Consider the following 14,982-nt stretch of genomic DNA (forward strand, 5'->3'; position numbering starts at 1 on the left):
TGTAACTGTTCATTTTGATTATTTTATAAAAAAGTATGCTTTCACAAATCATTAATTTCAGTATAAAAAACAAGTTTATTGTTCTCCTATTTACCTCTTTTATCGTAGGTTTTGGGATATACTCCTTATCGCAAATCCCCATTGGTGCCGTACCCGATGTAACCAATAATCAGGTGCAGGTTATTACAACTTCCCGTAACCTTTCTACGGAAGATATGGAGCAGTTTATTACCTATCCCGTCGAGCTGGAAATGGCCAATTTGCCGGGTGTTGTCGAGATTCGCTCTATTTCAAGATTCGGGCTATCGGTAGTCACCATCGTTTTTGAAGACGATATGGGCACCTTTTTGCCCAGGCAACTTATTGCCGAAAAAATAATATCGGCTTCCGAGAAAATCCCCGAAGGTTTTGGAACCCCCGAAATGGGACCTATTACCACGGGATTGGGAGAAATCTATCAGTACATTCTTGATGTAAAACCCGAATTTAAGGACCAATATGATGCCGAAGATTTAAGAACCATTCAAGATTGGATTGTAAAACGCCAATTATCTGGAATTCCGGGTGTGGTTGAAGTGAACACTTGGGGCGGATTTTTAAAACAATACGAAGTTGCCATCAATACCGAAAAACTTAACGCGATGAATATTACGGCGCGCGAAGTTTTTACGGCTTTACAAACTAATAATAGTGTTTCTGGCGGTGGTTATATTGAAAAAGTAAATCAGGCCTTTTTTATTCGTGGCGAAGGGCTTATCTCATCGTTAGATGATATTAACAATATTGTTGTAAATAACAAAGATGGGAATCCTATTTACATAAAGGATGTGGCAAAAGTAGGTTTTGGGAGTGCCACCCGATTTGGGGCGATTACCGGTAATGGCGAAGGTGAAAAGGTATTGGGGCAAGTTATGATGCTTAAAGATGCCAACTCCAAAAAAGTAATTGAAGCCGTAAAAGAACGTGTTGCCGAAATCTCAAAATCTTTACCGGAAGGGGTATACATTAATGCCTTTCTTGATAGAAGCGAACTGATTGCAAAAACAACTTATACGGTAACCGAAAACCTGATTTTGGGCTGTTTAATTGTTGTTTTTGTCGTGGTATTGCTGTTGGGCAATCTACGTTCCGGACTGGTTGTAGCTTCGGTTATTCCATTGTGTTTGCTTTTTGCATTGTCCTTAATGTACCTATTTGGCGTTGATGCGAATTTGATGAGTTTGGGAGCCATAGATTTCGGAATAATAATCGATGGCGCCGTAATCATCGTAGAGTTTATTGCTTTTAAAATCACCAAACAGAAAGTTGGAATTAATGCTTTGGCAAAAGCAGACCGACAAGTGTTAAAGGATAAAATAACGTTTTCTGGAGCTTCAAAAATGATGAGGTCGGCCATCTTCGGTCAGCTCATTATTCTTATTGTATTCATCCCAATTTTATCGTTAAGCGGGGTAGAAGGGAAGATGTTCAAACCCATGGCATTAACATTTAGTTTTGCGCTTATTGGCGCCATGATTCTATGTTTTACGTATGTTCCCGTTGTGGCATCCATGTTTTTAAAACCATCGAATGCTACGGACAAAAACATATCCGTAAGGTTGATGAAATGGCTAAATAAAATGTACGAGCCCGTTATTCATTGGGCATTGCAAAGTAAAAAACTGGTGCTGGGTATAGCCGTTGCGCTTTTGGCTCTGTCTATATATTTATATGCAACCATGGGTGGCGAATTTGTACCAACCTTAGATGAAGGCGATTTTGTAATTCAACCCGTGTTAAAAACAGGAACCTCATTAAGTAACACCGTAGAAATTACAACTGAAATTGAAAAGATACTTTTAGGGTTTCCTGAAGTTAAGCAGGTCGTTACCCGTATTGGCGCTGCCGAGGTGCCTACAGACCCCATGTCTATGGAGGAAAGCGATGTGATTATTATACTAAATCCCAAAGGCGAATGGACCACGGCAACATCTAAAGATGAATTGGCAGACAAGTTTAAAGAGGCCTTGGCCGTTATTCCGGGCATGGAAGTAGAGTTTACACAACCCATCGAAATGCGTTTTAACGAGCTTATCACAGGCGTACGGGCAGATATTGCCATTAAAATTTTTGGCGATGATTTAGAGATTTTAGCCAAAAAAGGAAGCGCTATTGGTGCTTTGATACAAAACGTTCCGGGAGCTGCAGATGTTTCTGTTGAGAAAATCGCAGGATTGCCAGAAATGAGCGTGGAATACAACCGTTCTAAAATTGCCAGATACGGACTCAATATTCAGGAGTTGAATGATATGATTTCCATGGGATTTGCAGGAAAATCTGCTGGAAGTGTTTTTGAAGGTGAAAGACGTTTTGATTTGGTCGTGAGATTAGAGAAAGAAAAACGCAAGGATATTGATAATTTAAAAAACCTGTATGTCGATTTACCTTCCGGTGGAAAAATCCCGTTAAGCGAATTGGCAACCATAAGTTATAAAAAAGGCGCTGCACAAATTTCTCGCGATGACACCCGACGCCGAATAGTTGTTGGTATAAACGTTCGGAACCGCGATTTACAATCTGTAGCAGACGATGTGCGAGCCTTAATAAACGAAAACATAAAATTACCTGCGGGTTATTCGATTACTTACGGCGGTCAGTTCGAGAATTTACAAAGTGCCAAATCCCGATTAATGGTTGCCGTACCTGTGGCACTCATCTTAATATTTCTGTTATTGTATTTTGCCTTTAAATCGGTTAAGGAAGCCTTAATGATTTACTCGGCCATTCCGCTTGCAGCGGTTGGAGGCGTGTTGTTATTATGGATTCGAGACATGCCATTTAGCATATCGGCAGGCGTTGGTTTTATCGCGCTTTTTGGCATTGCCGTACTTAATGGCATTGTTTTGATAGAACATTTTAAAGAACTTAAACACCAAGGATTTGAAAATATGGAAGCTTTAATAAAACAAGGTACCAAAGACAGGTTGCGCGCGGTATTGTTAACAGCATCTGCAGCAGCCTTGGGCTTTTTACCTATGGCAATTTCAACCAACGTAGGCGCCGAAGTACAGCGTCCGTTGGCAACGGTTGTTATAGGCGGTTTAATAACGGCTACATTGTTGACTTTAATCGTGTTGCCCGTGTTATATGCGTATCTCAATACACCACAAGAAAAGAAAAATGGGGCCAACAAAAGCAATGTAGTAGGTTTGGGTGTTATGGCCTTATTGTTTTCAATGCCTGCAATGGCGCAGCAAGCACCTAAAACATTAAAAGAATTAATGCCTTTGGCCATTGAGAATAATGAAGGATTAAAGGCAAACCGACTTCAAACGGAACAATTTAACGCCTTAATAAATTCGGCTTTTAGTTTCGATAAAACTCAGGTTTATTATGAATTTGATGAAAATAATTTGGCAGCAAACAACGAGCCCTTACAGATTTTTGGAATTCAACAAGACTTCAAATTTCCAACGGTTTATTTTTCTGAAAAGAAAGTGAATCAAGCGCGATATAATATAGCATCCAGCCAATATAATATTCAAGAAAAAAGCATAAAACGTAAAGTAACTGCTGCTTATTACGAGTATCAAATCGCGCGGGAAAAAGAACGGGTTTTTAAAAGACTGGACAGCCTATACACTAATTTTTCCGAAATTGCAGGACGACGGTTCGAGTTGGGCGAAACCAATTATTTGGAAAAAATTACGGCAGCCTCCAAGCAAAAACAAATCAATCTAAACTATACACAAGCACAAAAAGATGTTATGTCCGCTTATGCCAATCTATTAAAAGTTGTTCAGGTTGATGAGGCTATTGTAATTGCCAGTGAACCTTCGCTTAAAATGCCCATGGATTTTTTAGATATTAACGAAAGTGAAGAATTGGCATATTACCAAAACAGAACCCTGTTGTTTCAAGCCGAACGCCGTTTTGAAAACCAAAAATTACTGCCCGACATCAGTCTTAATTATTTTCAGGGCACAAATTCAGAATTAAACGGAAATCTTTACGGATATCAATTGGGTGTTAAAATACCCGTGTTTTTTGGTGGACAGGCATCTCGAATTAAAGCGGCTAAAATTGCTGAAGATGTTGCAATATCTGAATCTAATGAGTATGAAATTCAGCTTAATTCAAAATTCAATGCGCTTAAGTTAGCTTTAACCCAACTTCAAGACGCCTTGTATTATTATGAAAATGAAGGCGAAACTCTTTCAGAAGAAATTTTAAAAACAGCGCATAGTAGTTTTAAAAACGGTGAAATCGATTTTTATCAATACATCCAAAGTTTGGAAAGTGCTTACGATATAAAATTGAGTTACTTGGACAAGCTCAATGCGTACAATCAAACCGTTATTGCCATAAATTATCTAACCTTATAAATAAATTGTAATGAAACACAGCACATATAAAATACTCATGATAAGCTTGGTTTTTGGTCTATTTAATTGTGGACAAAAAAACAGTGAACAATCAGAAATGGAGTCTGAAAACAATGTCATGAAAAATGAAACCGTTGAAGTGACGAAAGCACAATTTGAACAAAGTAAAATGACCTTGGGCAATCTTGAAGACAAGCCGTTTCCAACAGTTGTGAACGTAAACGGAATGATTGATGTTCCACCTGCAAATAGGGCAGTTGTAAGCGCCACTATGGGCGGCTATATTAAAACAACGCCATGGCTAATAGGTGATAAAGTGCGCAAAGGAGAAGTATTGGTCAGCATAGAAAATCCAGAGTTTGTTGCTTTACAACAACAGTATATGGAAATTAATGAGCAGCTCACTTATTTAAAGGCGGAATACGACAGACAGCTAACCATGAAAGCTGAAAATATCACGTCTCAAAAAAGTTTTCTTAAAGCAGAGAGTGATTACAAAACAGCTGTGGCTACACACATGGGATTAGATAAGCAATTGCGGATGCTAAACATTTCACCATCAAAAGTTCGTGTGGGCATAATCAGTTCGGTTGTAAATATTTATGCCCCAGTTTCTGGCAGTATAACCAAGATGAATGTTACAAAGGGCGCTTATGTTTCGCCAGCAACCGAGATTTTGGAAATTATTGATAACAAGCATATCCATTTGGAGCTTTCGGTTTTTGAAAAAGACATTATGAAAGTAAAAAAAGGGCAGCACATCGACTTTAAAATCCCTGAGATTTCAACAGAGCCATTCAAAGCAAGTGTTTATTTAGTTGGCACCAGCATTCAAGAAAATAGAACGATTAAAGTGCATGCACATATTGAAAATGAAGCGGATAATACCTTTTTAACGGGCATGTTTGTGGAAGCCGCCATAGTGACGGAATCGACTTCCGCGAAAGCGTTACCAAGCGAGGCTGTTATTGAATTCGATGGCGCATTTTATGTTTTGGTATTGCACAAAAAAGAAGCCGACACCTACTATTTTAGTCAGGAAAAAGTTGAGGTTAAAGAAAGTTATGATGGTTTTTCAAACATAGAAAATACAGATGGTTTTACTGAAAACACACAATTTTTAACCAAAGGCGCATTTAGTTTATTGGGCGGGTAATGTTATTAATTGCAGAAGCCAATATTGTAAAATCAAACCTGATTATCAAACAGAGATGATGTTTTTTAAGACCTAACAGATTTTTGAAACCTGTTAGGTCTTATTAATTTATGGTTTCTAAAAAAACAAAGATTAACTTTCTTTCGAATTTGGCACGGCACAACTTGCAGGACCTTTTTTAATCCCTAATTTCATAAGAATAGTTTCCAACAAACACCATTTGGTGAAGGCCGACTGAATTAAATTCACGCCAATAAATACCGTAAACCACATCCAGTTTTGATTGACATAAAAGGTGAGTATTACACTTAATAATACCATTGTACCTACAATAACTCTAAAATATGTATTTAACATTTTAATTAATTTTTTAGGATTAAACTTTTACTTTATATAAATTTTTCAATAGGAACCACAACCGCTCTCACCGCATTATTGGTTTCTACATTCGAATTAAATTCTTGTATTAATTGGAATAAGGTATCAATGTTTTCGTCTTCGGTAAACGAGAAGAATAAACGGGATTCATTTCCAAACTTTTCGCTAGGAAACCAACTTGAAGCCATCATAACGGATGAACCATTTTTGTATCCATCAATATCAGAACTACTAAAGCTATGAATATTCGCTTTTTTGAAGAGTTTCAAAACCTCTTTTTGAAATTCCTCGACTGCTGTAACTATGACTAATTTCATTAATTCTATTTTTTATTTCCCGTAGATTTTTAGTTTTTATAAACTACAAGGTTTTTCCAATCTTGTAGGAAAAATAAAACGATAAAAAATGATTACTTATAATTCTTCTTTTCTATCATATAATAAACCAACGGCACAACCAACAGCGTTAACACCGTTGAAACAATAGTTCCTCCCATTAACGAAATGGCTAAGCCTTGAAAAATGGGATCAAACAGAATCACGAAAGCACCTATAACAACTGTACCAGCCGTTAATAAAATAGGTGTTGTTCTCACAGCTCCGGCCTCAATGGCCGCTTGTTTTAATGGTACACCATCGGTAGTTCTTAAATTGATAAAGTCGATTAGTAATACCGAATTTCGAACCATAATTCCTGCTAAGGCAATCATGCCGATGAACGATGTTGCTGTAAAGAATGCGCCCATAATCCAGTGTCCTAAAATAATTCCGATTAAGGATAACGGTATGGCAACCATCATCACTATTGGTGCTTTAAAGTTTTGGAACCAACCAACAATTAAGATGTAAATCAAGATGATTGCACCTAAAAAGGCGATGCCTAAATCCCTAAAAACTTCCAGCGTAATTTGCCATTCACCATCCCATTTTACGGTATAATTATCTTCATAATCTGGCTGACCTAAATACATTTCGTTAAGCGCGTAGCCTGGTGGTAACGGAATGTCTTTCAACTTTTCTTCCATACCCAAAATAGCGTATGCAGGACTTTCCAACTCTCCAGCCATATCTGCCATCACATAAACCACGCGTTTCTGGTTTTTACGATAAATGCTTTTTGCTGCTGTAGTTTCACTAATGGTTACCAAATCTGCAATGGGAATCATACGGCCTTGATTCGATTTCACTTTCAATTGTGAAATATCAGAAATGGTTGATTTTTCCTTTTCGTCTAAAGCCAAAATCAATCCAATTTGACTCACAGCATCCTCATCATACAAATTGGTTATGGCCCTGTTTGATAATGCCATATTCATCGTATAGGCAATCTGTTGTGGTGCAACACCATACAGCATCGCTTTTTCTTTATTGATTTCGAACTGATACTCGGTTTGGTCGTCTTCAACCATCCAATCGATATCAACCACATCATCTGTATTTCTTAAAATATCTTGGATGTTATCGGCAATTCTAATTTGCTCGTCGTAATCAGGCCCGTAAACTTCAGCTACAATCGTAGATAAAACAGGAGGTCCCGGTGGCACTTCTACTAATTTTACATTTGCATTGTATTTGGCAGCAATCTTTTGAATATCTGGACGCAATAATTTAGCGATATCGTGACTTTGCGCTGAACGTTCTCCTTTACCAATTAAGTTCACTTGAATATCAGCCATATTGCTTCCCCCACGCAAATCGTAATGACGCACCAATCCGTTGAAGGTAATGGGCGCAGAGGTGCCCACATAGTTTTGGTAATTTACCACTTCTGGTCGTGTTGCTAAATATTGTGCAATTTCCTTGGCTACAACTCCAGTGCGCTCTAAGGTTGTGCCTTCTGGCATGTCAATAACCACTTGAAATTCATTTTTGTTATCAAACGGCAGCATTTTTACAGCTACCGAATTGGTGAAAAACAAGGCCATTGTGCCCATTAAGAGTACAAAGGTTCCCGCTAAAAACACATAACGTTTTGTCTTACTTTCTAAAAGTGGTCGTTCTAATTTGTTATAAATTCTATAGATTAAAGTGTCCTCTAAAGGTTTTTCTGCTTTCTTTTTTGCTTCTTTTTTGTCCTTTTCCCTCAAGAAAATTAAACCCAAATACGGTGTAATGGTCAAAGCCACAAATAGTGATAAAATCATCGCGATTGAAGCTCCAATGGGCATGGGTGCCATATAAGGTCCCATTAATCCTGAAACAAAAGCCATTGGTAAAACCGAAGCAATTACCGTAAATGTAGCCAAAATGGTTGGGTTGCCCACTTCGTTAATGGCATATAAGGCTGCCTGCTTAAATGGCAAGCGTTTCATTTTGAAATGCCTGTGCATATTTTCGGCAATAATGATGGAGTCATCAACAACGATTCCTGTTACGAAAACCAAAGCAAACAACGTGATTCGATTTAAGGTATAATCCATCAAGTAGTAGCTCAACAAGGTTAAAGCAAACGTAATTGGAACGGATAAAAACACCACCAATCCACCGCGCCAACCCATGGCCAACATCACCACAATAGTAACCGCAATGATGGAACCTATAAGGTGCAACAACAATTCGGATACTTTCTGCGAAGCCGTTTCCCCATAGTTTCTTGTGATTTCAACATGAACATCATCCGGAATTAAAGTGCTGCGTAAATGTTCTACCTTGTCGATAATCACTTCCGCAATTTTCATGGCATCGGCACCTTTTCGTTTGGCAACTGAAATGGTGACTGCCGGATATTCCGATTTATAATCCGCCGACTTTACACTTCCTTTGCCAAAACCTAAGCTCACATAATTTTGTGGCACTTCTGGTCCGTCAATAATTTTAGCAACTTGTTTTAAATAAATGGGCTGATTCTGTTGCACGCCAACTACCAAATTTTCAACATCGGTAACAGACTCTAAAAACTTTCCGGTGTTTATAAGGAACTCGGTATCGTTCTTAACAAAGCTTCCAGCGCTTAATTGGCTGTTATTCGCCTTAATCATTTCGGAAACCGACAAGAAATCCAATCCGCTTGCCGCCAATTTATCTTTATCTAAAACCACACGTAATTGACGTTCGCGACCTCCAATTTTATGCGTAATCGCAACATCGTTCACCTTTTTAATTTCGGCTTCCAACTCCTGTGCCATTTGGCTTAATTGAAAATCATCATAATTTTCACTCCACAAAGTCAAGCCCAACATGGGCACATCGTCAATGGCACGTGTTTTCACCAACGGAAACGTAACGCCTTGAGGCATTTGGTCCATATGTTTGTTAATTTCGTTGTATAATTTAACAAACGAGCGCTCAATATCTTCACCAACATAAAACTGCACGATCACCATACCTTGCTCTTTCATCGACGTAGAATACACGTATTCCACACCTTTGATATTGGATATTAATTGCTCTAATGGCTTAATCACGCGCGATTCCACTTCCGTAGGACTTGCTCCCGGATACCCCACAAAAATGTCTGCCATGGGCACATCGATTTGTGGCTCTTCTTCACGCGGAATTAAAAACGAACTATAAACGCCAACAACCATAAACACAATCATTAACAACACGGTTAACTTCGATTGCATAAAGATTTTGGCAATTTTTCCTGCGATACCTTCTTTCATAATAAGCCCCTTTTAATTTCCCCAAAGGGGAAAAACTGTTATGGGATAATTTTAGTTAATACTTTTTAAAGCCCCTTTAGTTCCCCAAAGGGAAAACTATTTCGGGTTATCTTATTTTATTTCCGTTTTGGCTTCCTTCCCTTTGGGAAGGGCTGGGGATGGGCTTACTACTTTAGCTCCATTGTAAAGCTTCCCTTCAGCCGAAACAATGTAAGCTTCATCTGTATTTAAACCCGATAATACTTCCACGTGGTCTCCATAAGTTCTACCCAAACGCAACCAGCGCAACAAAGCTGTATTGCTTTGGCTTACGGTGTAAACTCCCGATAATTGTCCGTTGGTTACAATGGCTTCCATAGGAATTAAAATCATTTCAGATTTTGCTTTACGTTCCACAGGAAACTGAACCGTAGTAAACATGCCAGACAAAATATTGGCGTCTGTTTGCTCTAAATCTATTTTTACCAAATATTGTCCGCCGGTGTTTTTAGCTGATGTACTCACTTCGGTAACTTTTCCTTTTAAGGTTTGATTGATTGATTTTACTAAAACATCAACCGAAGTCCCTGTTTTAATGTCTGTAATTTCAGTTTCCGGAACCATGGCCATCACTTCAAAATTCCCAGGTGTTTCTATACTAATTAAAGGCATGCCTGGATTTGCCATATTACCTTCTTCCACATTTTTGCTGGTTACGGTCCCGCTAAAAGGTGCTGTAATATTGCTGTAAGCAAATTGTGCGTTGATTTCGTTTTTCATTTGCTTTGCCGATTCCAACCGTGCTTTTGCCATTTCAAAATTGGCAGTCATATCATCCATTTCTTTTTGCGATGCACTGTTATCTGCAAACAAATTCTTGAAACGGTTATAATCTTTTTGTGCATTATCAAAAGCTACTGTTGCTTCGGCAATTCCTGCCCTTACTTGTGCTCTCTTAGCTTGTAAATCACTATTGTTGATAGATATTAATAATTGTCCTTTACGTACTTTATCGCCAACATTAACATGAACTTTGTTAACATAACCCATCATTCTGGTGCTTAAATCTGCACTATTGACTGCTTGTATTTTTCCGCTTACAGATAAAAACGGACTATTGCTATTCGTTTCTACTTGATTTGTTTTTACCGTAATTGCTGGCGCATTATCCGCAACTGCTTTTTTGTCTTCGTTACCACAACTCGCTAATAATAGCGCTACAGAAAATGTTAGGATTGTATATGTTTTTTTCATCGTTATTATTTTTTTATTTAAGACACTTCGACTGCGCTCAGTGTGACATTTTTATAATTAAGAAACTTTAGAAAACCGATCTTGATTCTATTGTCTTGTTTATCTTTTTATTCTATGGTTAAAAATTGTAAATACGCTTGAGAATAATTGTATTCAAATATGGTTTGATAATATTCTAATTGTTTTTGTGCGTATTGGGTTTCCGCCATTAACAAATCGGATGTTTTTTCTAATCCCTCTTTAAATCTGTTGGTGCGTATTCTTAAGGATTCTTCCGATTGTTCCAAAGCCAACTTGTTTAATTTCAATTTATTTTCAGCATCTATAAAAGCGCGTTTTGCTTTGTTCAACTCTAAATTACTTTGCGATACGTATTGTTGGTATTCTAGTTTGGATTGTTCCAATTCAGCTTTACTTTTTTGTGCTTTACCAAAACGTTTGGAGCCCTGAAAAATATTCCAGCTCAATTGCGCGCCAAATAAATACCCGTTGGCATCGTCTTGAAAGATTTGATCGTCGTACAACTCGTAACTACCAAAGGCATTCAATGTTGGTAAAAAAGCCATTTTATCTGCTTTGTTCATAGCTTCAAAAGCCTTACTTGCCAATTTCATGGCTTTAATATCCGATCGGTTTTCTGAAACGCTTTGGTCTTCCATTGTAAATGTGGCTACTTTTAATTCGTCTGATGGTTTGTAAATAACGTAGGTTTCATCATTCATTAAAAAAGACAAATAATTGGATGCGTTTTGCACATTACTCTTTGCCGATTGTAATTGGTTTTGAACTTCGGTTACCCGCACTTCCACATTTAAAACATCTGCTCGTTGCAGATAGCCTTGTTTAAAGCTGTTTTCTGCTAATTTTTTATTGGCATTGGCAGCATCCAAGGCTTTTTCTAAAACAATAACGGCTTTGTATACTAATTGTAATTGCATGTATGCTTTGTCTACTTCAAACGCTAAATAATCTTGTGTACGTTCGGTTTTTAAAGACATAGCTTCCATTTTTGACTTGGCCGCTTTACGTTGGTACATACCATCTAAATTGATTAAAGGCTGCTGAATTTCGAATTTTGTTGCGTAGTTTTCAATCTGCGAAGGGTTATTCAATAAAGCAGGATTAAAATCGCTTTGCGTTAAAATTTCCTGATTCAATTTAGAACCAAAGGCCATTAACGGATTTGTAGTGGCCATGGCTGTATGACTTAGGGTGATATTTGGCAAAAACACCGCATTGGTTTGTCTGTAATCTGCTCTGGCTTGTTTGAATTCTTCTTCAGAAATCTTAATACTTGAGTTGTTTTCGGACACTTTAACCAAGATTTCGTTTTTGGATATAGGTATTAATTCTTGTGCTTGAATTGAAACGCCGAATGACAAAAAAGTAAGTATTAAAACGTATGTTGTTTTCATTGTTATTTTATTTGATATTGCAAAAATAGGCCTAAGAAATCTGTTGGTCAGTAACAAAGGTTACCTTCAGAAATGAAGTGCTTGATTTATAATGAAATATTAATGGTCTTTTAGTTTAAAGAACAACCTTTATTAGGTCGTTTTTTTATAACTCCAAACAGCTAATCCATTCATTATTAAAGCATAAAGCAATGTCTTTGATAATTGCGGAAGAATATCCATAAAGCCAGAACCTTTAAGCATCACCATACGCATCACTTCTACAAAGTATTTTATGGGGTTGAATTCTGTAATAATTTGAGCCCATTCTGGCATACTTTCAATTGGTGTGAACAAACCACTCATTAAAATAAAAATCACCGTAAAAAACCAAGCGATAAACATGGCTTGTTGTTGTGTTTCCGTAAAGTTTGAAATAAACAGACCAATTCCTAAAACCACCAAAATATAGATGGACGTGTAAACATACATAAGTGGCAAACTGCCAACCATAGGCACATCAAAAATGAGTTTGGCTATGATTAAACCTATGGTTAATAAGCCCATTCCTAAAACCCAAAACGGAAAGAGCTTCCCAATAATAAACTGGCTTTTCTTGATTGGTGTCACGTTAATTTGCTCTAAGGTGCCAATTTCCTTTTCCCTAACGATATTCATTCCCGATAAAAACAAGGTAATCATGGTAACTAATAGAACCAAGATACCTGGAACCATAAAGGTTTTATAATTGAGCGTTTCGTTGTACCAAAACAACGGAATGGTATCGATGTTGGATGCTTGTACGTGTTTATCCGAAGGCTGCAGTAAATCAACTTTTATTTGTTGATTAAACCGTTGAATAATTTGTGAAACATAAACGTTCATGACACCAGCGGCTGCACCATCAATCGCATTAATAGTCACACCTAAACGATTGTGCTTTTCGTTTTGTAAATCGCGTTCAAAATACTGTGGAATTTCTAAAACAACATCCACTTCACCTTTTAACATGGCTGAACTTGATAAGGCTTCCGAAGGAAAATCAGTTAAAACATCAAAATACGTTGAGGCATTAAATCTTTCTACTAATGCTCTAGATGTTGATGTATGGTCGTTATCGATATACCCAAATTTGATATTCTTGACCTCAAATGTCGCAGCATTGGATAAAATGACGAGTTGGAGTAGTGGTAACACAAAAATGATAGGAAGCATCCCTTTATTTCTAAAGATTTGTTTGAACTCCTTTTGTATGATGTATAAGATTGTTTTCATTACTCCAGTCTAATTTTATATTTCTTCACACTTAATGCAATAAAAAACACGGTCATGCCTAATAAAATCAGCGTTTCTTTCCATATAAATTGTATGCCTACGCCTTTTAGCATGATGCCTTTAATAATGATGATAAACCATTTAGCAGGAATGATATTGCTAATCACTTGCAATGGTAAAGGCATACTGGAAATAGGGAAAATAAATCCTGATAATAATATGACAGGAAGCATGAGTCCCATCAAAGAAATCATCATTGCGGTTTGTTGAGTTGCTGAAATGGTTGAAATTAAAATCCCTAATGCTAATGCTGAAATGATAAACAAAATACTCTCCAATGCTAATAAAAACAGGCTTCCTTCAACAGGCATTTTAAAAATGAAAATGCTCAACATCACAATCACTACCGCATTGATAATGGAGAGGAAAATATATGGGAACACTTTACCGATAATGACCTGAAAAGGTTTTAGAGGCGATACCAAAAGTATTTCCATCGTCCCTAATTCCTTTTCTCTGGTAATAGAAATGGAAGTCATCATCGCAGAAACTAACATTAAAATAATGGTCATTACGCCAGGAACAAACATATACACGCTTTTTAATTCCGGATTGTAGATCATGCGTGTTTCTGGAATGATTTGATAGACTATGGTAATATCTTTATTTAAACCTTTTTGATATTGTTGAAGTATAGCATTAACGTAATTACCAATAGTATTTGCGGTATTCGGATCTGTGGCATCGGTTATGATTTGAACCGTTGCTTTGTTGTCTTTAATCAGATTTTTACTGAAATCATTCTCGAAGTTCAAAACGGCTTTTACATGACCTTTTTGAAACACCGATTCGATATCGGCTTCTTTTTCAATGATTTGTTTGATACTGAAATATTTTGAAGCTGAAATTTTATTGATGATTTCTTTTGTGGTGGCGTCTTTAGAATGGTCCAAAATGGCAATATCTACATTATTGATTTCATTGGTAATGGCGAATCCGAATAGTAAAATTTGGGCAATCGGCATCCCAAAGAGAATAAACAACGAGCGTCTATCTCTAAAAATATGGTAGAATTCTTTTTTTATGAAGCCTATAAATCTTTTCATCTCTTATTACCGCAGATTTCGCTGATTACCGCAGATTTATGTTTTATAATCCGTTTACTTTTCTGAAAATTCCTTTTGTTATTTCATCTACATTAAAATTTACTAAAATGCCTAACTTCAATTCTGAAATCTTTAAATAAGTTAAAACTTGCTTATGATGTACTTTTGATAAAGTTTCTACAGATTTGATTTCTATAATCACTTTATTATTTACCAATAAATCTAATCTGAATCCTACTTCTAGCTTATGTCCATCATAATATACTGGCAATGGAACTTGGCTTTTTACGTCTAAACCTTGTTTTTGTAGCTCGAAACTTAAAACAGCTTCATAAACGGATTCTAATAAACCTGGACCTAATTCATTATAGACTTTAAATATAGCTCCTCTAATTAAGTAGGATATTTCATTTTCTGTTTTTTGTTCCATGATTTATTTTTTTAGTTTCCCGCAGATTACGCAGATAACCGC

Annotated in this window: 10 protein-coding genes; 2 read left to right on the top strand and 8 right to left on the bottom strand. The window is 36.9% G+C overall.

All coding sequences use genetic code 11. The features are described 5' to 3' along the window. Positions 1–35 precede the first annotated feature (35 nt). Together ACN5J7_RS13545 and ACN5J7_RS13550 are read left to right on the top strand one after the other, a co-directional pair. Positions 36–4,364, top strand: a complete 4,329-nt coding sequence (locus ACN5J7_RS13545; protein WP_418604316.1) for a CusA/CzcA family heavy metal efflux RND transporter — start codon at positions 36–38, stop codon at positions 4,362–4,364. 10 nt (positions 4,365–4,374) lie between these two features. Next, positions 4,375–5,520, top strand: a complete 1,146-nt coding sequence (locus ACN5J7_RS13550) for an efflux RND transporter periplasmic adaptor subunit (RefSeq protein ID WP_418604317.1) — start codon at positions 4,375–4,377, stop codon at positions 5,518–5,520. A gap of 132 nt (positions 5,521–5,652) precedes the next feature. Here the strand turns inward: ACN5J7_RS13550 and ACN5J7_RS13555 are convergent, their stop codons facing one another. The 8 genes from ACN5J7_RS13555 to ACN5J7_RS13590 form a co-directional block, all read right to left on the bottom strand. Next, complete coding sequence (locus ACN5J7_RS13555) at positions 5,653–5,877, bottom strand: DUF2892 domain-containing protein (RefSeq protein ID WP_311942865.1); 225 nt, start codon at positions 5,875–5,877, stop codon at positions 5,653–5,655. Positions 5,878–5,909: 32 nt separating this feature from the next. Beyond that, complete coding sequence (locus ACN5J7_RS13560; protein WP_311942869.1) at positions 5,910–6,215, bottom strand: hypothetical protein; 306 nt, start codon at positions 6,213–6,215, stop codon at positions 5,910–5,912. A gap of 92 nt (positions 6,216–6,307) precedes the next feature. After that, positions 6,308–9,502: an efflux RND transporter permease subunit gene (locus tag ACN5J7_RS13565; RefSeq protein ID WP_418604318.1), complete on the bottom strand. Its 3,195-nt coding sequence runs from the start codon at positions 9,500–9,502 to the stop codon at positions 6,308–6,310. 111 nt (positions 9,503–9,613) lie between these two features. Further along, positions 9,614–10,735 carry an efflux RND transporter periplasmic adaptor subunit gene (locus ACN5J7_RS13570; protein WP_418604319.1) on the bottom strand — a complete coding sequence of 374 codons (1,122 nt, stop codon included), beginning with the start codon at positions 10,733–10,735 and terminating at the stop codon, positions 9,614–9,616. A gap of 107 nt (positions 10,736–10,842) precedes the next feature. Beyond that, positions 10,843–12,150, bottom strand: a complete 1,308-nt coding sequence (locus ACN5J7_RS13575; protein WP_418604320.1) for a TolC family protein — start codon at positions 12,148–12,150, stop codon at positions 10,843–10,845. 132 nt (positions 12,151–12,282) lie between these two features. Continuing rightward, positions 12,283–13,404: an ABC transporter permease gene (locus ACN5J7_RS13580; RefSeq protein WP_311942887.1), complete on the bottom strand. Its 1,122-nt coding sequence runs from the start codon at positions 13,402–13,404 to the stop codon at positions 12,283–12,285. Then, positions 13,404–14,510: an ABC transporter permease gene (locus tag ACN5J7_RS13585; RefSeq protein ID WP_418604321.1), complete on the bottom strand. Its 1,107-nt coding sequence runs from the start codon at positions 14,508–14,510 to the stop codon at positions 13,404–13,406. Before ACN5J7_RS13585 ends, ACN5J7_RS13580 begins: the two co-directional genes overlap by 1 nt. A gap of 43 nt (positions 14,511–14,553) precedes the next feature. After that, positions 14,554–14,940, bottom strand: coding sequence for a GxxExxY protein (locus ACN5J7_RS13590; RefSeq protein ID WP_311942892.1), 387 nt, complete (start codon positions 14,938–14,940; stop codon positions 14,554–14,556). Positions 14,941–14,982 lie beyond the last annotated feature (42 nt).

This window comes from Hwangdonia sp. (genome assembly GCF_048381975.1).
Lineage (GTDB): Bacteria > Bacteroidota > Bacteroidia > Flavobacteriales > Flavobacteriaceae > Hwangdonia > Hwangdonia seohaensis.